This window comes from Escherichia sp. WS547, assembly GCF_046486065.1.
GTDB classification, from domain to species: Bacteria; Pseudomonadota; Gammaproteobacteria; order Enterobacterales; family Enterobacteriaceae; genus Escherichia; species Escherichia coli.
The window spans coordinates 93200-117196 of the sequence record NZ_JBJQMA010000014.1 but is presented as its reverse complement, the minus strand read 5'-3'; the positions used below and the strand labels follow the sequence as shown (position 1 = coordinate 117196).

General features: G+C 47.4%; 11 protein-coding genes, 1 tRNA gene and 2 pseudogenes. 11 read left to right on the top strand and 3 right to left on the bottom strand.

Going from position 1 to position 23997, the window contains the following annotated elements; all coding sequences use genetic code 11:
• Positions 1 to 9: 9 nt before the first annotated feature.
• Positions 10 to 1392, bottom strand: a pseudogene (locus ACJHWK_RS14175) (glycoside-pentoside-hexuronide family transporter).
• Positions 1393 to 1684: 292 nt separating this feature from the next.
• Between ACJHWK_RS14175 and ACJHWK_RS14170 the strand changes: the two are divergent.
• From ACJHWK_RS14170 to ACJHWK_RS14155, 4 genes and pseudogenes are all read left to right on the top strand, one after another.
• A tRNA-Sec gene (locus tag ACJHWK_RS14170) sits at positions 1685 to 1779 on the top strand.
• A gap of 79 nt (positions 1780 to 1858) precedes the next feature.
• Positions 1859 to 1987 (top strand): annotated as a pseudogene (gene rhuM, locus ACJHWK_RS14165) (RhuM family protein); the annotation flags it as partial.
• Between the two features lie 429 nt (positions 1988 to 2416).
• Positions 2417 to 3601 carry a sugar efflux transporter gene (locus tag ACJHWK_RS14160; RefSeq protein WP_001521670.1) on the top strand — a complete coding sequence of 395 codons (1185 nt, stop codon included), beginning with the start codon at positions 2417 to 2419 and terminating at the stop codon, positions 3599 to 3601.
• Between the two features lie 110 nt (positions 3602 to 3711).
• Positions 3712 to 4635: a carboxylate/amino acid/amine transporter gene (locus ACJHWK_RS14155; protein ID WP_000535959.1), complete on the top strand. Its 924-nt coding sequence runs from the start codon at positions 3712 to 3714 to the stop codon at positions 4633 to 4635.
• Between the two features lie 3 nt (positions 4636 to 4638).
• Here ACJHWK_RS14155 and nlpA read toward each other — a convergent pair whose 3' ends face one another.
• Positions 4639 to 5457, bottom strand: coding sequence for a lipoprotein NlpA (gene nlpA / locus ACJHWK_RS14150; RefSeq protein ID WP_001521671.1), 819 nt, complete (start codon positions 5455 to 5457; stop codon positions 4639 to 4641).
• Positions 5458 to 5666: 209 nt separating this feature from the next.
• Between nlpA and yicS the strand changes: the two genes are divergently transcribed.
• The 7 genes from yicS to eilA all read left to right on the top strand — a co-directional run bounded on the left by yicS (position 5667) and on the right by eilA (position 13224).
• Positions 5667 to 5960: a protein YicS gene (gene yicS / locus ACJHWK_RS14145; protein ID WP_001521675.1), complete on the top strand. Its 294-nt coding sequence runs from the start codon at positions 5667 to 5669 to the stop codon at positions 5958 to 5960.
• Positions 5961 to 6261: 301 nt separating this feature from the next.
• Positions 6262 to 6759 (top strand): SycD/LcrH family type III secretion system chaperone, encoded by a 498-nt coding sequence (locus tag ACJHWK_RS14140; RefSeq protein WP_001521676.1) that lies wholly within the window; start codon positions 6262 to 6264, stop codon positions 6757 to 6759.
• Positions 6760 to 6768: 9 nt separating this feature from the next.
• Positions 6769 to 6951, top strand: a complete 183-nt coding sequence (locus ACJHWK_RS14135; RefSeq protein ID WP_001024524.1) for a hypothetical protein — start codon at positions 6769 to 6771, stop codon at positions 6949 to 6951.
• A gap of 109 nt (positions 6952 to 7060) precedes the next feature.
• Positions 7061 to 8788, top strand: coding sequence for a type III cell invasion protein SipB (locus ACJHWK_RS14130; RefSeq protein WP_410234857.1), 1728 nt, complete (start codon positions 7061 to 7063; stop codon positions 8786 to 8788).
• Between the two features lie 12 nt (positions 8789 to 8800).
• The gene (locus ACJHWK_RS14125) at positions 8801 to 9931 is read left to right on the top strand and encodes a hypothetical protein (protein WP_000183751.1); all 1131 of its coding nucleotides are present in this window, start codon (positions 8801 to 8803) and stop codon (positions 9929 to 9931) included.
• 43 nt (positions 9932 to 9974) lie between these two features.
• Positions 9975 to 11324, top strand: coding sequence for an IpaD/SipD/SspD family type III secretion system needle tip protein (locus ACJHWK_RS14120; RefSeq protein ID WP_001521681.1), 1350 nt, complete (start codon positions 9975 to 9977; stop codon positions 11322 to 11324).
• Between the two features lie 202 nt (positions 11325 to 11526).
• Positions 11527 to 13224 (top strand): HilA family transcriptional regulator EilA, encoded by a 1698-nt coding sequence (eilA, locus tag ACJHWK_RS14115; RefSeq protein ID WP_170886082.1) that lies wholly within the window; start codon positions 11527 to 11529, stop codon positions 13222 to 13224.
• Positions 13225 to 13275: 51 nt separating this feature from the next.
• Here the strand turns inward: eilA and iatC are convergent, their stop codons facing one another.
• Complete coding sequence (gene iatC / locus ACJHWK_RS14110) at positions 13276 to 23823, bottom strand: inverse autotransporter adhesin IatC (RefSeq protein ID WP_410234856.1); 10548 nt, start codon at positions 23821 to 23823, stop codon at positions 13276 to 13278.
• Positions 23824 to 23997 lie beyond the last annotated feature (174 nt).

The following is a 23997-nucleotide window of genomic DNA, read 5'->3' as shown; positions in this document are numbered from 1 at the left end:
TGCCGTTCCTTAGTTCTGCACTTTTTGAGAGGTGAATTGTTGCTGGCAACGGCGTTTGCCCTGAGCCAGCTGTTCCATAACGGTTTTCAGATTGTGCGTCGTGAGTGAGTAGTAGCGTTTAGCGATAATCGCGCTCAGCAAATAACAGATCGCCGGAACAATCGTGAATAGCGCGATAATGATGCTAATCGTGGCGCTGTTCTGCGCTTTTTCTGCCGCATCATATCCGCCATAAGCCAGCATCCAGCCGATAAGAGCGCCGCCGAAGGCCAACCCCAGTTTGAGCACAAACAGCGTGCCAGCAAAACTGATCCCGGTCAGGCGTTTACCATTGCACCACTCGCCGTAGTCGACGGTATCGGACATCATTACCCACTGGATAGGTGTCACCAGTTGATGCAACACACCAATCACGAAGATGAAGACAAACATAGTGATGCTGGCCTGCATAGGAACAAAGAACATCGCGAGGCTAATCACTGCCAGCAGGGCGTTCGTCCACCAGAAGATAGTGACTTTACATTTCCAGTCGGTCAGCGGTTTCGCCAGTGCGGAACCAATCAGGTTACCCACGCAATAAGTGGTAAGAAAAGCGACAAACACTTCCGGCGTACCCAAAATCCATGTGACGTAATACATCATCGCCCCGCCGCGTACGCATACCGCCAGAATATTGAAAATGGTCAGGAAACCGACAATACGCCACTGGTCGTTTTGCCAGATATCACGTAAATCTTCCCGCATAGACGTCGTTGTAGGTGGTGCTTCAACGCGTTCTTTAGTGGTGAAGAAACAAAATGCCAGCATCATAAATGCCACCACGGAAAGGACCGCGATACCGCCCTGGAAACCGAGTGGTTTATTATCACCACCAATTAAATTAACCAGCGGCATCATCAGCACAGTAGAGAGCATGCCTCCCGCGGTCGCCAGCACAAAACGCCAGGATTGCAGCGAGATACGCTGAGTCGGGTCATTGGTGATTACACCACCCAATGCGCAGTAAGGGATATTAACGATGGTATAAAGTAAGGTAAGTAGGGTGTAAGTAATTGCTGCATAAATCATTTTTCCGTTCATACTGAGATCTGGCGTGCTATAGGCCAGTACACAGACGATCCCAAATGGCAGTGCGCCAAACAGTACCTACGGACGAAATTTACCCCAGCGAGAGCGCGTTCGATCGGCCAACAACCCCATGCAAGGATCGGAAATCGCATCCAGTGCACGAGCGACCAAAAACATGGTTCCGACAAATCCGGCAGGAATGCCAAAAATATCGGTATAAAAGAACATCATATATAACATTACGTTATCGAAAATAATGTGGCTGGCGGCGTCTCCCATGCCATAACCAATTTTCTCTTTAACGGACAACACTTCACTCTTCATCTGCTTTTCCTTGATGCTATAGGGGTGCTGAGACCGATAACGCATTTTGTAAACCATCCCTGTGAGAGCGAATATTCCGATATCTGGTTATTAATTTATGATTCTTGTTTTATGTGATCGTGGTAGCGTTAATTCCGCTCATATATCATTGTAAAATATGGGTTTTATATGAATTATAATGCTTTCGTGATAATACGCTGCGTGTATTAGGCGGAAAAAACTGATCTGGGGGATGTAGAAACTCAAGGAAGTAGCTATAATGCGCCCCGCCTCCATGTAGCAATCGAGGCGCGGAAGATCGTCGTCTCCGGTGAGGCGGCTGGACTTCAAATCCAGTTGGGGCCGCCAGCGGTCCCGGGCAGGTTCGACTCCTGTGATCTTCCGCCAATTTGCCTCTTCTGACGTTCTCCAATCCCTTGTAATACTGTCAATCCAGATATTTTCTATCTGCTCAATATTCAATCGGCTTCAGGAATACCTGATCAAAAGTTTTGTGATGGACGATGAGCAACTGAAGAATCCGCCTGTCGGTTCTTCTGTCCTCGAACGCATCCGCGATATTCGCGCCAGCATGCGCCGTGTTTATTTGCAGGTGATTTGCCCCCCCAGCTGACTCTCAGCCAACTGTATCGCCATTAAGGTGAAGATGTTGTTTTACACGCTCCAGAACACCCTTTTTTATACGACGATTCTATTCCTTTAACCGCTGGCGAAAAAAACTGACCTATAAACTTCACCAATAATCAGACTGCCATCAAGATTAATTTGTTCATTTAATATATCAAATCAACTTGTTTTATTTTTACTATCAAAAATAGCTCATTGCCTTAGTATAATTAATATATATTCGGTGATTAACTCTTAACATGCTTTTGCTAATAATCTCAATTGCTGGCCCTATAATATTGCGCTAGCATTGCTTTCTGGTTGTATCAGCGATACTCAAAAATTCTTAATACAATACTCATTCGACTGGTACTTATTTGTAACTCAGTTATATTTTGTCGCCCGGTGATTCAGAAGAATGCAAAAAACGGCTACCACTCCATCAAAAATACTTGATCTCACTGCCGCGGCATTTTTACTTGTCGCCTTTCTGACGGGTATTGCGGGCGCTCTCCAGACTCCTACCCTAAGTATATTCCTCGCAGATGAACTGAAAGCCCGTCCTATAATGGTAGGTTTTTTCTTCACCGGTAGCGCTATTATGGGAATTCTTGTCAGTCAATTTCTGGCAAGACACTCCGATAAACAAGGCGACCGTAAATTACTGATCCTGCTATGTTGCTTATTTGGAGTGCTGGCCTGCACGCTTTTTGCGTGGAATCGCAACTACTTCATTCTCCTCTCTACGGGCGTACTTCTGAGTAGTTTTGCTTCCACCGCAAACCCGCAAATGTTCGCCCTCGCCCGTGAACACGCCGACAGAACAGGTCGCGAGACGGTCATGTTCAGTACATTTTTACGTGCTCAGATCTCGCTTGCCTGGGTTATCGGGCCACCGCTCGCTTATGAACTGGCAATGGGATTTAGTTTTAAAGTGATGTATCTCACCGCTGCCATCGCATTTATTGTTTGCGGGCTGATAGTCTGGTTGTTTTTGCCATCAATACAAAGAAATATTCCTGTCGTTACCCAACCCGTAGAAATTTTACCCTCCATCCATAGAAAGCGAGATACGCGGCTACTTTTTGTGGTGTGTTCAATGATGTGGGCGGCGAATAATCTCTACATGATAAATATGCCGCTATTTATTATTGATGAACTGCATCTAACCGATAAACTGGCTGGAGAAATGATTGGTATTGCTGCCGGTCTGGAAATTCCGATGATGTTAATCGCAGGCTATTACATGAAACGTATTGGCAAGCGGCTATTAATGCTCATTGCTATCGTGAGTGGAATGTGTTTTTACGCCAGCGTACTCATGGCGACGACTCCGGCAGTTGAGCTGGAATTGCAAATTCTAAATGCCATCTTCCTTGGTATTCTCTGTGGTATCGGCATGCTTTATTTTCAGGACCTGATGCCTGAAAAAATAGGCTCTGCGACAACGTTATATGCAAATACTTCACGCGTCGGCTGGATTATCGCCGGCTCTGTTGACGGAATTATGGTTGAAATCTGGAGCTACCACGCGTTGTTCTGGCTGGCGATAGGGATGTTGGGTATTGCGATGATTTGCCTGCTGTTTATTAAAGATATTTAGCTCACCAGTCTGGGCTAAGAAAAATCGGCGTGGCGCAAACAGAGCCATCCTCGCCATTTTTGCTATCATGCCTGCATACATAAACGACAAAACAGTATGCAGAGGGAAAAATGGGTTCCACCAGAAAGGGGATGCTGAACGTTCTGATTGCCGCCGTGTTGTGGGGAAGTTCAGGGGTCTGCGCGCAATACATCATGGAGCAAAGCCAGATGTCGTCGCAGTTTTTGACTATGACGCGTTTGATATTCGCCGGTTTGATTCTGCTGACGCTGTCATTTGTTCATGGCGATAAAATCTTTTCTATTATTAACAATCACAAAGATGCCATTAGTCTGCTGATTTTTTCCGTGGTTGGCGCGCTAACCGTACAGCTCACCTTTTTACTGACCATTGAAAAATCGAATGCTGCCACGGCAACGGTGCTGCAATTCCTCTCACCGACGATTATCGTCGCCTGGTTCTCACTGGTGCGTAAATCCCGCCCGGGCATTCTGGTTTTTTGCGCTATTTTGACATCGCTGGTCGGGACTTTTTTACTGGTGACACACGGTAATCCGACGTCATTATCAATCTCTCCGGCCGCGTTATTCTGGGGCATTGCCTCGGCATTTGCTGCGGCATTCTATACCACCTATCCCTCAACGCTAATTGCCCGCTATGGCACGTTGCCTGTCGTCGGCTGGAGTATGCTGATCGGCGGTCTGATTCTGTTGCCTTTTTATGCCAGACAAGGGACAAACTTTGTCGTTAACGGCAGTTTGATTCTGGCGTTTTTTTATTTGGTGGTCATTGGTACGTCCCTGACATTTAGTCTGTACCTGAAAGGAGCACAATTAATTGGCGGGCCAAAAGCCAGCATTTTGAGCTGTGCAGAGCCATTAAGTAGCGCGCTGCTCTCTTTGCTGTTGCTGGGGATCACATTCACATTACCGGACTGGCTGGGCACACTGCTGATTCTGTCATCGGTGATTTTGATTTCAATGGATTCCCGTCGCCGCGCCAGAAAAATAAATCGTCCGGCGCGGGATGAGTGAGAATTACCAGCCAGGCACCGCGCCACCGTTAAAGATGGTTTCTGCCGCTTTAGCGACTTCGGATGATTGATAAGATTGCAGAAATTCCTTCACGTTTTCTGCATTCTTATTATCTTCCCGTGCTACCAGAATATTCACATACGGCGAATTCTTATCTTCAATAAATACGCTGTCGTGCACCGGAGAAAGCCCGGTCTGCTGAATGTAAGTGGTGCTGATAATCGCCACATCAACTTTGGGATCATCCAGTACGCGCGGGAGCTGCGCCCCCTCGAGTTCCATAATCTGCAAATGACGAGGATTCTCGGTTATATCCAGCGCGGTAGGTAGTAACCCTTTTCCCTCTTTCAGAGTAATTAGCTTCTCTTTTTGCAACAGTAAAAGCGCGCGACCAAGGTTGGTCGGGTCGTTGGGGATCGCCACTGTCGCGCCTTCTTTTATTTGCGCCACGGTTTTGATTTTTTTGGAATAACCCGCCATGGGGAAGACAAACGTATTTCCCACCGCTACCAGTTTATAACCATGCGCCTGATTATCTTGTTCAAGAAAGGGTCGATGCTGGAAGACGTTCGCATCAAGCTCGCCATGATTTGTCGCATCGTTCGGTAGCAACGAACCGCTAAATCCTACCAATTCAACATCGAGGCCATATTTCTCTTTTGCCACCTTTTTAGCGACTTCCGCGACATCTTGTTCTGCGCCATTAATAACGCCCACTTTAATGTGCTTTTCATCGCTGCTGCTCTGGTCGCAACCTGCCAGCAGAATTCCTGCCAGTAATAATGCGCCCCCCGCCCGTAGATGATGTGTTGTCAGTTTCACTTTTTTATCCTTTTTTTAATCGTTAACTGACTATAATGGCAAGATCACTACGATTTAAAAAACGAAAAGCTATCGAATAGAAGAAAAAGGTATATAAAACTGGCACTTCTTACTGACCACGCAAACACCTTTCGTACAGCATGATGAGAGCGGCAAAAGCAAACTACACTTATGCTTCATTCGATGCACATTTGCAGAAGGTTGCAGCTATGAAGCCAACGATGCTACTCATGATTACCGTATTCCTGACTTTCCCAGCCATTTCTCAGGCCGAATCGCCATTCAGTTCTCTACAGTCGGCAAAAGAAAAGACCACGGTATTGCAAGATTTACGTAAAATTTGCACGCCACAGGCGTCATTATCAGACGAAGCGTGGGAAAAATTAATGTTGTCTGATGAGAATAACAAACAACATATCCGCGAAGCTATTGTGGCGATGGAGCGTAATAATCAGAATAACTACTGGGAAGCGCTGGGTAAAGTGGAATGCCCGGATATGTGAATTTCGCACACCTCCGCGCTCAGGCCAGCAGCCGCTGACGTACGCTCGCACATCAGTAAATCACCTGCTTTTTCAAATTCCAATCAAAATTGCACCCGTTCATCAGGATTGTGGAGGAATTTCCCTCTACATTGTTTTCATTTCATCACATAGAAAATCTTATCTCATTGAAACAATACTTGTTTTTAATGCAGAAAAGGAAGCCCAACGGATGGGCATAAAAATGAGCGAATTTTGATATCACCACCCTCTAAAAAATGGTGAAGTCTGAACAAAGAATGTTCGAAAGGAGAGAGTAGAGATGGAAAGCGCAAATCTGGATTTAGAAGAAAATAAAGAAATTGCCAGTAAGTTCGAACGTGCATTAGGTATGGGAGCAACACTTGCAGAGCTGCATGGCATTACTCCGGATACCCTTGAAGGCGTTTATGCTTACGCTTATAACTTTTATGAAAAAGGAAGACTTGACGAAGCTGAGCTCTTTTTTAAATTTCTCTGTATTTATGATTTCCAAAATTATAACTATTTAAAAGGATATGCCGCCGTCTGTCAGTTGAAGAAAGATTATCAAAAGGCATTCGACATGTATCATATCTGTTTAATGCTATCTCCCGATAACGATTTCTCTTTGATTTATTATATGGGCCAGTGCCAGATGGGCTTAAAAAACACTAAAATGGCCACGGAGTTATTTAATACAGTCGTAACCTACAGCCAAAATGAAAAAGTTAAAGAGATGGCTACTGCTTATCTTGAACTCTTGACAGCCAATACCGAAGAGGAAGTTCAAACAGAGTGAGTCGGCAAAATGAACATAAACGGAAAAAACTCTTCTTTTACGCCTGAAGAGTTAATCAGGAAATATCATGAGGAAGCCCCGGTTGATTTAAAAAATAACCATGGCGATAAAATAAATGAGAAGAATAACAATAAACACATTACTTACTTTCCCGTTGATGCCATTTTAGATGGGAATAAACATCTGCCATGAGTTAAATAAAAAAGAATTAATTACACCCGATGATAGCTTAAAAAGGAGGTGAATTATGTCGGCACCGATTACGGGACAAACGATCACGTTTGAACAAATCAGCTAAACATTGCGCACACAGTATAGCGATGCGGAAAAAAGACTGCAGGACAGCAACAAAACGCAAGTTGATCCCATGCGGCTTAATAAAAACCCGAAGTCCCTTGATAACGATATTCGCACTCGTCTTGAAAACAAACCTATGCTTGCTCCGCCTGAAATGCAGGTTTCAGATTCCGACAACGCCACTACAGCAAAGACGAACGATGCCCGCCTGACAATGATTTTGGGTAATCTAACAGGCATTGCCGATCAGGATATTACAACACGTTTGCATAATAACCTTGACAGCACCCTGCTTCGACACGAAATGGCACATAATAAGTTTCGTGAATTAAGTGACGCTTACTCATCGTCATTAGATTCCGCGCAAAAAGCCGACGACATCATGCATCAGGCCAATAATAATTACAATGCGGTCGATAAAAAGGTGCAATCGCTGGAGAAAAAAGTCAACACATTGAATCAAGAGCTCTCGCAACTGCAACCTGGCGATCCGCAATATAATAAAGTAGTGACGCAAAAAAGTGCGGCTGAAAAAACACTCACGCTGTCATTACAAAAAAAATCGTTAGCTGAGAAATCGTTAAATACAGCCATTATGGATGCTGATGCTGCGATCAGCCAAAGTATGGAAATTTTTGACGAAATTCAACAGCAAGAACAGATTAATAACTTCACCACCAATATTTGCCTGACCCAGGAAAACCAGAAAAACAGAAACGCAACAGCCACATTTATCCTTTTGATTACCTCAGTAATGGAAGTTATTGGTGATACCAATTGCGAATCGATCAAAAATCAATCTGAGGTAATGAAAGAGATTAACCATGTCAGGGAAAATAAACTCAATGAAACAGCGCGTAGCTATACTACATGGACAAAAGTTTTAAACATTATTAATGAGGTCGTTACTGTAGTTACATTTGCCGTAAGTGCAGCCTTAATTGTGATTGGTATTGTCGCAGCAGTTCCAAGTGCTGGGGCAAGCTTTGCTGGAGCGCTGGCACTAATTGGAGGAATCGCAGGGGCAGTAGTATTAGGTGTTGATATTATTTGTCAAATCACTCTGGGTACCACGGCTACCGGTTGGATTTTGGGAAAACTAACTGAAGGTCTTGCGGGTATTATTTCTAAATATGACCCCACACTACTCGCAATCTGCGCTCTTCTGGACGCCTTGGGTGTCCAACAAACGACTATTGATTTAGTACAAGATATTTACTCATCTGCAGCCGCTTCTATTGTTATGGTAACATTAATGATTGGTGCAACATTAATTTGTTCAGTAGCAATAAGTGAACTTGTAAAGGCACTCTCAAAAACTGCCGCCGAAGAAATCACAAAAGAAATAACTGACAGTATAAAATCCACCGTGGAATCTATGATCAAGTCAGTATCAAAAAAAATCATGTCAGCATTAAATTTTCTCGGTGACAAAATAAAAGCATCATCACAATTTATAATGATATTTGCAAAAATAACTATTCTTCTTGAAAAAATTGCCTCGGGTGTTTGTACAATAATTACATCGAGCATGAATCAATACGCTGCCAGTAAGTCTGCAGATATCGAAATTCTACAACAAGATATAAGCAATCTATCAAAAACGCGCGAACAAATGCTTACAGTGATGCAAAGGATAGATAAAACCGTCGAACAAGAGGTAGCTCAGATGGTGCGTGTATTACAACACCGAACTGAAGCTTTGAAATTTGCTTCTCATTCTATCGTATAAGAGGATTCAAAAATGACCAATAATATTAGCAATATAAACAATACAGCTCATAATAAGAATCTCGATAAAACAACATTCGATGAACAACCTGCTTATGAAACAAGAGTATCACAAGCTAAAAAAATACTGCAAAGTTTTGCGCCAAATGATATTAAAGTTGATACAAATACTAAATTTATTAGTCTGATAGAGTCTGTCCGTGCTCTCTCTCCTGAATTACAATGTAAGGTACTAGATGGTCTTAATTATGCTAAGAATACACTACATAATATAAATCAAAATTCTGCCATAGCAACAAAATCATCCTGTCAGTCTACCGAGTCAATAGAGAAAACCATAACATTTAATATTCTCGATATGTTAGATAATTTGACGATGAGACAACAGAACATTATGGAGGCCTTTCTAAGAGTCTTTACATCAATGTACAATGCCTCTGCCAAGGCTGATGCTAGCATGAGCATCGTTTTTGAACAGCTTGTCCATCTTCAGAGTAGCGAAACAAAAAATGCTTCTTGGGCAAATTTTGCAGGTGCATTAGCAGGCTCAGCTATTAATGCTACGGGAGCTGTATTTATGGCAGGTGCAGAACTTGCGAAGCCCGCGGGAAAGATAGATGATATCGCAGAAAACCAGGAACAAAATACAGACAAACCAGATAGCCAAACTCGGATAAAATCAAAAGAAGATATGGCAAATGCGAAAGCCAGACTTGCCGAAATAGAAAATCAACAAAAAGATTTATCAAATAACAAGAATATTGAGGATAATGACAAACAAGAGCAATCAAGTAAGTTACAAAAAGAAAAAGAAAGTATCACTAATAAAATTAAAGACAAAGAAAAAATTAATAGTCACAATCTAAGATATGGTATTACCAGTTCTATTTCTCATACCAATAATCTATTTCAGTCTATTGCAAATCTATCTCAATACGGCGGAACAGTGGCAGCAGAACATACTCGTGCAGAAAAAGACTTGGCTGAGCAAGCTAAAAATGTTATGCATTCAGTTATGAGTAGCTATCTGGATCAAATTAATCGTGATGTTCAAGGAAGAGATCAAGCACTCAATTTATTACAGCAAATAATACAAACCATTATTGATACTGATAGTGCAATCGTTCAAGGCATTCGCTCATAAATTATTGCAATAATAGTTAGTTATATTTAAGGAGGAATGGCACATGATTAATAAAGATAATAATCTAAATATAGATATTTTACGTCAGCAGAATGCAAACATTCCTCTTAAAGAGGCATCCTCACAAAGTGAGGAGCCTCATCAACTGGAAAACAGCAAAAGCGAGGGTAATTTGTATAACAGCGCCAGTAAGGATAATAATATTGGCGCTATGCTCAAGAAAGATGTTGAAAAACTATCAACTTTAGTCAGTGAACGTAGCCCGCGAAATGAAGACTGGAAATGCCAGCATGACATACAACTCAACTTCGTTAAAAACATGCTCAGAAATTTCCCAACTGAGAACCTGTCAGAGAAGGGATCTGCGCTCTTACACGAAAGTTATTCGCTGATAAAAAACGTTCTGCAGCTTACAGAAAATGTTAATACTATTGACGGAAAATTAAAGGATCCCGCTAAAATATTGACCTTGCATAACTCTGTGAGAAAAACCCTGGCTAACGTTGCTGACAACACAACCGGGTCAAGTGCAATGGCATCGACCAAAGGTACCTTAAATCACGCTATCGCTTCTTTAGATAGTTCTGCACCTGAAGTGAGAAGTTCAGCAACCAGCAGTACTTTAACGGCCAGTAGTTCAAACGAATTTAAAAGTGATAAATATATATGCAGTGATATTGCTGATTTGATGAGTGTGCTCGGTAGCGACTACCTCGAAATCTATGCAAATAGCGTTGAGATAATGAGCGCATACTGGCAGGACTTCAGTGAACATATCCAAAGCAATATGGGAAAATGGACTCACTCTAATAAAAAAGGCGATGCGATAGTTTTTGACGTCAATGCATTCCAAAAAGCCTTGATGCATTTTTATTATATCGATAAATATCCTAATGGTGATTTCCACTATCATTACAATCCAGACTATGTTTTATACCCTCCGGCACCTGCTGACAAAATTGGTGTACCACTAGAAGAAGCAGAAAAATGGTGCGCCGCTTTAGGACTTCCGGTAATTCCACCCGATCCCAAACACCGCACACCTTCTCCGATTGTCGAAGTTGAACCGCAAGGTAGCGGTCTGTATGTTATTATTCCCAACCCTCAGATTATAGACAGTATGAGTCAGTCTTCAGACTCAATGGTGCATAGGGACGATAAAGGGAAGGAAAAAAATATATCTAAAGAATTCACCGGCTACGAAATAAGCACGGCTGAATACCAGGCATGGCTGGCGGGTTATAACAGCCAGGCAGAAAACATGAAAACCGACGTGCAGGTTATCACGACTAAATACAGTACAGCCAACTCCACCTACGATACAATTATCAAATTATTATCTTCAACCATTACTGCGTTGTTTGATTCAGCAAAAGATTATTTACGTTTCTGATTAAGTAACACCCACAATTATCGCCCACTATCTGGTCCCGAAAAATGGGACCAGCGTTTCATATTATTAAGCATCAGCTTTCATTCATTTCTTCATCACAATCTTACAAAATGAGCGTTTTTTGATAGAGCAATTCTGCCAATACTTTATTTTATATTGATCAAATTAATACTATGAATAGAGAAAACGGAAGGAGCGTTCTATGCAATTGCAACATGGAAAAAATAATACACAACAATATATATTTGGCGACTTTGTATTAAAAAACAATGGAATATTATTATTCAAAAACAAAGAATATCATATTCCCCCGAAAGAACTTGGCGTTATTATTCTATTGCTTAATGCTGACGGTGAAATTGTTAGCAAAGAAGAGATTATCGATAAGGTCTGGAGCGCGAGTGTTGCCAGTGATGAATCTCTAACACGATGTATTTATGCATTGCGCAAGCTTTTGCATGAGAATAAACAATGTAAGTATATCGAAACGGTCTATGGTCGTGGATACCGTTTTACTGTACCTATTGTGATTGTGACCGATAATGAACCGGTAAAGTCGACCACTACTCTTGCCGTTTTTCCCTTTCGTACTGAAGGTTCGATCAATGTTCTAAAACTCCATTACGAACTTGTCCAGGGCCTTTCAAAATATGCTTTTTGTGGTTTAGATATTTTACCAGCTTCGGTAACAAATGAGGCCAGTGATTTTTCCACTATCCATCAGTTTATCAATAAAACAGGTCCAGAATATTATATTATGGGTCAGGTCGTTCACTATGGTAAAAACTGGCATTTATTTATTGAGTTAATTCATGCCAGAACACATAAATTGATTGATCATCAAAGTATTGATTTCAACCCCGATAATCCTCTTTCCGTATTATTATCACAAGTAATTAATATTCTTATTGAAAAAATACCCAATATTAATTTTAAATCTATTAATACACAACAAATGCCATCTCTGGATTCTGCTGTTATGTATATGAATGGCAGAATGGAAATGTATCGTTATACACCAGAGAGTTTGAAACGAGCATTAGTAATATTTAGAGATTGTGTGAGTACGCAACCGCAAAATACCTTGCCCTACTGTTGCCTGGCGGAATGCCATATATCATTAGCCCTCCTTGGACTCAGTGAACAAAAACAAGCAATAACTACGGCAGTAACCTCCATTGAAAAGGCTCTTGAAATTAACCCTTCAAATTCTCAGGCATTGGGTTTACTGGGTTTAATCAGTGGGCTAAAAGATGAACATTCAGTGTCTAATGTGCTATTTAAGCAAGCACATTTACTCAAACCTAATTCGCCAGACGTTTATTATTATCAGTCTCTGCTATGTTTTTTGAACGGTGACCTAGCAAGAGCATTTAATTTAATAGAAAAAAGCATTGCTCTTGAACCCAATAAAATGGGCATAAGCATTCTTAAATTAATTATACTTTATTACACATCCCCCCTCGATAACGCGATATCTTTTGCATTAAATCTTAACAGTCAAAACACCTGTAATAATCCAATTATTACCTCTATTCTGGCTATGTTCATGGCACTGAAAGGACATAATGACAAAGCCAAAAGTTTATTGCTTAAACTTGAGCCTGAACATGGTCTTGATTACACCTGTGTTAACTCGCTTTATACGAAGTTTCTGATCTATGGCGCATCTATAAAAAATGACATTATGAAGTTACTGGCAAATATTAACACTAACAAAATCAATGGTGTGATTTTGCCGTTAATTTACACTGTTTATGGTAAGAAAGAATATGAAAAGCGCTGGCAACAATTAATTAAAGAGAATGATTTATGGTCAAATGTTTTGCTTCATGACCCCCGTTTGCTCAGTGTGAAAAATGAATTTAATACTATTGGTGTGATGCGTACTTCTGCGTAATAACGAATATAAATTGCCCTGCTGATGCAGGGCAATTTAGTGATTACTTCGTTAATAATACTCTACGCACAAGCCAGAGGACTTTCCTGTTCCAAGCTCTGATATACCAGTTTCAGGATTAAATTTCTCGTGTACTCCCATGAGCTGAGTGCTTGTCCAATAATCCGTACTGCTAAAAGCGTTCCCATAAGTTTTTAAATTACCATATTCGCCCCACAACGTACCTACTTTTCGCGGTACTACCCCACCGCTTGGCCGCTGCGCTAATTCTAAAGATGACGGCATTTGACCATAGCTACATGAAGTATTTATGATATCCCAGGTATTACTACTGGTAGCACCTAAACTAGTAAACCATTTTTTAATCTTGAATTTAAATACAACATCATTCCCTTTACCATTCTTGGGTTTCCCAGTAATAGTAACTTCACTTCTTATCAGCACAGATAATGTTACTTCTCCATTACTGTCAACATTAATTCCATAAATCCCAGCCGTCCAATTATAATCCGTATTTTTCATATTATGGGTTAGTAACAGCGTGAATTTTGCACCATCAAACCCTGTTTCTGGAAAACCATCTGTCGCCCTGAATTTTACACCATTAACACTCAGTAACTCGACTTCCACAAAAGGAAGGATGGTATAGGATGGTTGTCCGTATATACGCCAACCTTTAATCTCCATAAATGAAGTTAAATTTTCTCCTTCTTGGTAGGCCATATATGTACGTTCATATATTCCATCACCCACATATCTCCATTTTTCCCCTTCTTTTTTTTCTACATTTTGTAAGTACACTGCATCATCCAGCAAATCCAGACCGTTATCCACCGGATTTCCAAAATCATCAACTAATAAAGCACTGACAGGTAAATCCGCCCCTTCCACTACTAAAACTTCTCGTATACGAAGCTGTGAACCAAGCGGACTCACTTCACCTGGTTTAATAGTGTAATTGTTTGAATAATTGGCATCGCTCCAACCAGCCATCTTCAGTTGCGCATTCAAATTCGCTTCCGCAAAATGCGCCATATACTGTCTTTGATATTGCCCATTGCCGTTGTAAACCCAATTATTGCCCTGGATAGGATCCGCATTCCTGACTTGTACGTTTTCCTCATTAAGCTGAACAACACCATCAGTAATAAAGTTACCCTGGGCATCTTTAAGAACAACGGTCACCGTTATGCTATCCCCAGCGATATATATCGTTTTGTCCGCGACAATCGTTGATTGAGTTTTTGCCGCCGCACCTGGTTGTATTCCGTATAACGAGGACTTAATCTCCGTTGCCCATGTTTTTAATTTCAGACTGGCAACTAGATTTTCCTCGGCAACCCATGCTGTCCAGACAATGGTATATTCACCATTATTCTGCTCGACCCACCGCATAGCATCGTGAGTTGCGCCGCCTACCGCGAAACTATCAATATAAGACTCGATGACTTCTGATGTCAGCCCTAAAGCAGGGTTACCAAACTCATCCCGCAACGTTATTGTGACGGTTAATGGCTCCCCGGCGATATATGCCGATTTATCTGTCCTGATAGCAGAATTTGCCTGCACCGGAGCACCGCTGTGGATGGAATAACTCTCTGATTGTTTACTGCTGCCCCATTCAGACAACTTCAGCGTCGCGTGGTGAGAGTCTCCCGCCATTTGCGCCGACCATGTAGCAGTATAAACACCGGCGGTTTCAGACCATCCTCCTGAACGTACGGCTCCTTCTACTGTTACGTTATCACCAGACAATAAGGACTCGCCCCCTTCAACCAGGTTACCGTGCGCGTCTTTCAGCGTCACGGCGACGGTTATAGTGTCACCAGCGGTGTAGGCGTTTTTATCCGTAGCGATAGTTGATGTGGCTTGCGCCGGAGAACCGGACTGGATGTCATAGCGATCTGACGTTACGCCATCACTCCACGTCTGCAATTGCAGGTTGGCGTGCTGATTGGTACTGGCAATCGTCGCCATTCGGGTTGTGGTATACACGCCACCTGATTCAACCCAGCTTCCCATTTCTGACGGGTCAGTGCCAGCCACCGTCAGCACACCATCAGCGGCTAACTGTGAAGCTGCACCGGTTACCAGATTATCGAACGCATCCCGGAGCGTTACCGTGATGGTGATTGTCTCTCCAACCGTATAGTTCGACTTATTTGTTTCAACGATTGAAGTGAGTTGCGATGCATCACCAGGTACAAAGGTGACGTTCTGGCTCTGGCTGCTGTTGTTGATGCTGGCGGTGACTGTACTGGTGCCCGCCGTCTGGCTGGTGACACTGATCTCCACCGTGCCATCCGGCTTTGTGGTCATCGTCGGAGCAACCGTTGCGCTGTTGCCCGCCAACACGCTGACCGTCTGCCCGGCAAGCGCATTACCGAACGCATCGGTGACTCTCGCCCGCAGCATATTCGCCATTGCACCGTCTGCCACTGAGTCGTCCTTAATGACCACCAGGTCCGCGATCTTCGCTGTCCTGACATCGGCGATAAATGTCACGTTCTGACTCTGACTACTGCTGTTGATGGTTGCAGTGACTGCACTGACTCCCGCCGTCTGGCTGGTGACACTGATTTCCACCGTGCCGTCCGGCTCGGTGATCACCGTTGGGGCAGTCGTTACGCCGTTGTCCGCCAACACGCTGACCGTCTGGCCGCCAAGCGCATTACCGAACGCATCCGTCCCCCTCACCCGCAGCATGTTCGCCGTCGAACCGTCTGCCACTGAGCCGTCCTTAATGACCACCAGATCAGCGATCTGCGCCGTCCTGACATCCGCGACAAACATCACGTTCCGGCTCAGGCTGCTGTTGTTGATGGTTGCAGTGACTGTACTGATCCCCGCCGTCTGGCTGGTGGCAGAGATCTCCACCGTGCCGTCCAGCTGCGTGGTGACCGTCGGAGCAGTCGTGGCACCGTTGCCTGCCATCACGCTGACCGTCTGTCCGGCAAGCGCATTACCGAACGCATCGGTGACCCTCGCCCGCAGCATATTCGCCATTGCACCGTCTGCCACTGAGTCGTCCTTAATGACCACCAGATCCGCGATCTTCGCCGTCCTGACATCGGCGATAAACATCACGTTCTGGCTCGCGGTGCTGTTGTTGATGGTTGCAGTGACTGCACTGACTCCCGCCGTCTGGCTGGTGACACTGATTTCCACCGTGCCGTCCGGCCCTGTGATGACCGTCGGAGACACCGTTGCGCCGTTGCCTGCCGTCACGCTGACCGTCTGCCCGGCAAGTGCATTCCCGAACGCATCGGTCACCCTCGCCCGCAGCGTGTTCGCCGTCGAACCATCTGCCACGGCGTAATCCTGCGTCACTTCCAGCACCGCGATCTGCGCCGTCCTGACATCCGCGACAAACGTCACGTTCCGGCTCAGGCTGCTGCTGTTGATGCTGGCAGTGACAGTACTGGCTCCCGCCGTCTGACTGGTGACACTGATCTCCACCGTGCCGTCCGGCCCTGTGATGACCGTCGGAGACACCGTTGCGCCGTTGCCTCCCAACACGCTGACCGTCTGCCCGGCAAGCGCATTACCGAACGCATCGGTCACCCTCGCCCGCAGCGTGTTCGCCGTCGAACCATCTGCCACGGCGTAATCCTGCGTCACTTCCAGCACCGCGATCTGCGCCGTCCTGACATCCGCAATAAACGTCACGTCCCGGCTCAGGCTGCTGCTGTTGATACTGGCGGTGACTGTACTGGTTCCTGCCGTCTGGCTGGTGACACTGAACTCCACCGTACCGTCCGACTGCGTGGTGACCGTCGGAGTGACCGTTGCGCTGTTGCCTGCCATCACGCTGACCGCCTGCCCGGCAAGTGCATTGCCGAACGCATCGGTCACCCTCGCCCGCAGCGTGTTCGCCGTCGAACCGTCCGCCTCTGAACCATCCTTAATGACCACCAGATCCGCGATCTTCGCCGTCCTGACATCGGCGATAAATGTCACGTTCTGACTCTGACTACTGCTGTTGATGGTTGCAGTGACTGCACTGACTCCCGCCGTCTGGCTGGTAACAGAGATCTCCACCGTACCGTCCGGCTGCGTGGTGACCGTCGGGGCGACCGTTGCGCCGTTGTCCGCCAACACGCTGACCGTCTGCCCGGCAAGCGCATTACCGAACGCATCGGTGACCCTCACCTGCAGCGTGTTCGCCGTCAAACCGTCCGCCTCTGAACCATCCTTAATGACCACCAGATCAGCGATCTGCGCCGTCCTGACATCGGCAACAAACGTCACGTCCCGGCTCAGGCTGCTGTTGTTGATGGATGCAGTGACAATACTGATCCCCGCCGTCTGGCTGGTGACACTGATCTCCACCGTACCGTCCGGCCCTGTGATGACAGTCGAAGCGACCATTGCACTGTTGTCTGCCGTCACGCTGACCGTCTGTCCGCCAAGCGTATTACCGAATGCATCCGTGACCCTCATCCGCAGCGTGTTCGCCATTGCGCCGTCAGCCACTGAGTTATCCTGGATAACGACCAGATCCGCTATTTTTGCCGTGCTGACATCGGCGACAAACGTCACGTTCCGGCTCAGGCTGCTGCTGTTGATGCTGGCAGTGACTGTACTGGTGCCTGCCGTCTGACTGGTGACACTGATCTCCACCGTGCCATCCGGCTTTGTGGTCACCGTCGAAGCAACCGTTGCGCTGTTGCCTGCCAACACGCTGACCGCCTGTCCGGCAAGCGTATTATCGTTAGCATCGGTGACCTTCACCTGCAGCGTATTCGCCGTCGAACCGTCTGCCACCGCGTTATCCCGGATGACCTCCAGTTCAGCGATCTTCGCCGTCCTGACATCGGCGATAAATGTCACGTCCCGGCTCTGACTGCTGCTGTTGATGCTGGCTGTGACTGCACTGATTCCCGCCGTCTGACTGGTGACACTGATTTCCACCGTGCCGTCCGGCTCGGTGATCACCGTCGGGGCAACCGTTGCGCCGTTGCCTGCCATCACGCTGACCGTCTGTCCGGCAAGCGCATTACCGAACGCATCGGTCACCCTCACCCGCAACGTATTCGCCATTGCACCGTCTGCCACTGAGTCGTCCTTAATGACCACCAGGTCCGCGATCTGCGCCGTGCTGACATCGGCGATAAACGTCACGTTCCGGCTCTGGCTGCTGCTGTTAATGCTGGCAGTGACTGTACTGGTACCCGCCGTCTGGCTGGTGACACTGATCTCCACCGTACCGTCCGGCTGAGTGGTGACCGTCGGGGCAACCGTTGCGCCGTTATCCGCCAACACGCTGACCGTCTGGCCGGCAAGCGCATTACCGAACGCATCGGTGACCCTCACCCGCAACGTATTCGCCGTCGAACCGTCTGCCTCTGAACCATCCTTAATAACCACCAGCTCCGCGATCTGCGCCGTCCTGACATCGGCGATAAACGTCACGTTCCGGCTCTGGCTGCTGTTGTTGATGCTGACGGTGACTGCGCTAACTCCCGCCGTCTGACTGGTAACACTGATTTCCGCCGTGCCGTCCGGCTTTGTGGTTTCCGTCAAAGCGACCGTTGCACCGTTGTCTGCCAACACGCTGACCGTCTGCCCGGCAAGCGCATTACCGAACGCATCCGTCACCCTCGCCCGCAGCGTGTTCGCCGTCGAACCGTCCGCCTCTGAACCATCCTTAATGACCTCCAGATCAGCGATCTTCGCCGTCCTGACATCGGCGATAAATGTCACGTTCCGGCTCTGGCTGCTGTTGTTGATGCTAGCGGTGACCACACTGGTTCCGGCGGTCTGGCTGGTGACTGAGATCTCCACCGTGCCGTCCGGTTGCGTGGTGACCGTCGAAGCAGTCGTGGCACCGTTGCCTGCCAACACGCTGACCGTCTGTCCGGCAAGCGTATTACCGAACGCGTCGGTAACCTTTACCTGCAGCATGTTCGCCATTGCGCCGTCTGCCACTGCGCCGTCCTTAATGACCACCAGATCAGCGATCTGCGCCGTCCTGACATCCGCGACAAACATCACGTTCCGGCTCAGGCTGCTGTTGTTGATGGTTACAGTGACTGTACTGATCCCCGCCGTCTGGCTGGTGGCAGAGATCTCCACCGTGCCGTCCGGCCCTGTGATGACAGTCGGAGTGACCGTTGCGCCGTTACCTGCCATCACGCTGACCGTCTGTCCATTCAGCGCATTCCCGAACGCATCGGTGACCTTCACCTGCAGCGTATTCGCCGTCGCGCCGTCTGCCACTGAGCCGTCCTTAATAACCACCAGGTCCGCTATCTTCGCCGTCCTGACATCGGCGACAAACGTCACGTTCTGGCTCAGGCTGCTGTTGTTGATGCTGGCAGTGACTGTACTGGTTCCGGCGGTCTGACTGGTGACACTGATTTCCACCGTGCCGTCCGGCTGAGTGGTGACCGTCGGGGCAACCGTTGCGCCGTTATCCGCCAACACGCTGACCGTCTGCCCGCCCAGCGTATTACCGAATGCATCGGTCACCCTCGCCCGCAGCGTGTTCGCCGTCGAACCGTCCGCCTCTGAACCATCCTTAATAACCACCAGATCCGCGATCTTCGCCGTCCTGACATCGGCGACAAACGTCACGTTCCGGCTCTGGCTGCTGCTGTTGATGCTGGCAGTGACAGTACTGACTCCCGCCGTCTGGCTGGTGACACTGATCTCCACCGTGCCGTCCGGCTCTGTAGTGACCGTCGGAGACACCGTTGCGCTGTTGTCTGCCATCACGCTGACCGTCTGCCCGGCAAGCGTATTCCCGAACGCATCTGTGACCCTCACCCGCAGCGTGTTCGCCATTGCACCGTCTGCCACTGAGTTATCCCGGGTGACTACCAGATCAGCGATCTTCGCCGTCCTGACATCGGCGACAAACGTCACGTTCCGGCTCAGGCTGCTGTTGTTGATACTGGCGGTGATCGCACTGGTTCCGGCGGTCTGGCTGGTGACTGAGATCTCCACCGTGCCGTCCGGCCCTGTGATGACCGTCGGAGCAACCGTTGCGCTGTTGTCCGCCGTCACGCTAACCGTCTGGCCGGCAAGTACATTCCCGAACACATCGGTCACCCTCACCCGCAGCATGTTCGCCGTCGAACCATCAGCCACTGAGCCGTCCTGCGTCACCACCAGCTCCGCGACCTGCGCCGTGCTAACATCAGCAACAAAGTTCACCGTTTTACTATCGCTGCTTTGATTGACCTTAGCCTCAACAGTGCTGGCATCCGCTACGGTACTGCTCAGATCAACCTCTGCCATACCATGCGCATCCGTCCTGATATCTGCGCTCTGCCCTGCATTGGCAAATACAGCCGCCCCCTTCGTCACCGTAAAGGTGACGGTCTGCTCCGGCAGCACATTGCCAAACTGATCTTCCACCCGGACATTCACTGTATGTCGATCGCTGCCATTCGCCAGCACATCCGGGTTACCCGTTGTCACTTGCATCGCGACAATTTGTGCGCTGGCGGCATCGCCACTAATACTGTAATCATTTGAAGTCAAAGCGCTCGCCCAGCCGGACATCTGTAGCTGTGCTTTTAAACCGGTGCCAGGGAGTAATGCGGTATACGTTGCGGTATAAATTCCTTTTTGATCTTCATTCCAGGCGATGCTTTCCGCTTTTGTATTTGGCAGCTGAATAGCCTGGTTGATAGCGTCTCGTTGCCCCCCGACCAGGTTTTCATAGCTATCCTTGAGTGTTACCGTAACTTTTATCGCACCGCCCGCGGTGTAGGTCGTTTTGTCGGTAACGATGGAGGAATAAGCCAGCACAGCTCCGCTTTCGCGGATGGCATACGCATCGGATTGCTGCGCGCTACTCCATGTCGATAGTTTCAGCGTGGCGTAATGGCGATCGCCAGCAATCTTCGCGGTTCGGGTGGTGGTGTAAACGCCGTCAGACTCTTCGCTCCAGTTACCCATTTCATTTTTATCTGTACCGCTCACCTCGACCACACCGCTACCCGCCAGCAGCGAAGCCATCCCTTTCACCAGGTTTTTCTGCTCATCCATAAGGGTAACTGACACTTTTATCTTGCCACCCGCAGTGTATGACACATCGTCCGTCTTGATGGTGGAGGTCAGCTGCGAGATATCGCCAGTAATAAAGCTCACTTCCACAGACTGACTACTGCCATTGATCTCAGCCTTGATAAGACTGTTTACCGCCTGGTCACTGGCAAGGTTAACGCTGGCAATCCCGTCTTTATCTGTCGTCACAATACCGCCATTTGGATCGGCAAAAACCGCCGCACCATTCACGACCGTGAAGGTAACATTTTGTCCCTGCAGCAAATTTTGATGCACATCCCTGACCGTCACAGCGACGGTATTGTGATCGCGTCTGGCAACTGCGTTATTCGCGGTGATCTGCATCGCAGCGATTTTGGCGGTATCTTTATCACCCGCAATACTGAACGCATCCGAATGTTTGGTTTGCCAGCCGGGCATCGTCAGCTGGGCCGTTAATTTGTCGCCAATGAGATGGGCCGTATAGCTTGCTTTGTAAATTCCCTCACTTTCTTCCGTCCAGGCACTCACGGCATCAGCCTTCGTGTTGTCAACTTTAACGGTTTGTTTGAGAAGTTCTTTTCGTCCGGTAACCCCGTTGCCGTTATCATCTCTCAGGGTCACTTTAACGACTATCGGCTTACCCGCGACGTAATTATCCTGGTCTGTCTCAATCGTGGAGTCAGCGCGGGATGCTGTATTCGCCACGATAGCAATCAGCGCTGGCGTCTTAGCGATATCATCGCCGTTAAATTGCGGCATCAGCGATAACGCGCCAGACGTCTTCCCGGCGGTAACTATTTGGGTATAGGTTCCGTTACCGTTGTCTTTCCATTCGCTTAAGGCGAAATCCTGCAAACCTTTCGCCTGTGTTTTTAACGTCATACCAGGGATTGGCTTGCCGCTGGAATCTCGCGCGGTATAGGTCAGCATTGAGGTTGATTTTCCATCAGCAAGCAGGATTTGCAGATCGACAGAAAGCGTTGAATCGGCGAGGCTTAATGTGGGTTTTTCCACGACCACCATACTTTCTTCACGCCGGGAGAAATTTCCTTTCGAATCTTCCGCTGTAACCGCTATCGGGTAAGTGTTGTCGGTTTCAGGCATTGCCGTGAATCGGTAGGGAGGAATGGTGACCTGAATATCCTTGCCGGAAACAGCTACTTTTCCGTCCGCTGATTGCAGGGAGGCGGCTTCAATGTCATAACCTTTCAGCGCATATTTGGTTTGTAAGGAAGAAACCAGCGATTTAACCTCACCCGGCTTGCCTTTCAACGGATCGGTCAGCGTCAGCCGCACCAGCTCTTTCTTGCGATATTCAAGGACAATATTGTTATTACGATCGACCAGGTCATAGCGACTGCCCACAAGGCTGCGTCGTGCTGCAACTTCAGCCGGATCGAGCTGTTTTTGCAGTGAATGACCGGGTTGCAACGTCAACTCCATACCAATTCGGGTGTCGTTTTCTCCCTGTTTGCCCTGCCGTTGCTCGGCACTAAAGGAGATCAGAGGAACAGGGGTATAACTCAAACCTGCGGTAATCGCGTGAGGATCATTTTGTCGCTCGTCTTTACCAAACAGCGCCACTTCATCGCCATAATATTGTTCATAGACCAACTTGCCGCCCAGCTGCGGCCAGGCCGGTAACCAGCCTTCGGCGCGAAGATCCCACCCGTTCGCCGGACGTGCTTCATAGTCATTGTCGAGTTCCGGTGCACTACGCCAGTTACTGAGGCGCAGATAACCGTTGCCGCTCAGTTTCAGGTAATCGCGCCAGTATTCAACGCCCATCCCGGTTCGGGTGTGATAGCGGGTCAGGTCATGATCGATAAACATATTGACGCCAGACATCCAGCTCGATGTGAAATAACGCCAGCCGATACCGTGGTTGGTTTGAGTGCGATCATCCGTACGGTGAAGTGTGTGCTGGCTTAAGACCAGGTTATCCGGCGTTTCGTACCAGGGATGGAGAAATTCAAATGACGAGCTTTTAAGGCTGAAATCTTCATCCACACCAAGAGATACCCGGGCAGTTCCCCAACGACTGAGCCAGTCCGTTGCCTGCGCAGATGCAGAAGAAGCCACCCAGCCACGCGCCATACTCGCCGCCTGTTCGCTGTCCATATCGCGTGCTAAAAGTGTTCCGCTTTGCTGCGCCACTTCCGCGACCTGCATTTGCGGATCTTTGCCATCGCGCTCCATCTGCATTGCTTTCAGGTTGCGCGCTTCAGGGCTGTTACTGTTAATGAGGGGCACATCTATTTCATCGCCCTGACGCACATGGTCAAAGCCCCGCGCAAAGGTACGGAACTGATTCAGGCGACGTAATTCATCAACGGTGATACCAAAGCGTGCCGCGACCGTTGGTGGCGATTCCAACGCACCCAGGGTATATGGAATAGTTTTAACGTTCGGCAGGATCAGTGACGCGGCAGTATCCGAGTGCGCAGGATTAATATGCGTCGGGGCAGCAGCCATAACAGGGAAAATAGTTTGTGTTATCAGGCAAATACCTGCGGTCAGACGACGTAAACGATCCCCCAATCCACATATGGTGTTATCGCCCCGACGATCGCCATTCCCATGCGCTTTCCCTGCCATTTGTCATCCCTGTCGCTATGCGTTCAGATTAAATGACCTTTCTTTAACATGAGAGAAAATGATGATTCATGATTAGCAAATGATGAATACAGGCGGAATAATGGAAATAACAACAAGATAAGAACAATACCTGATCAAGGGTTATCAGGGGGAAGAACAGGAGAGCTTTCCCGC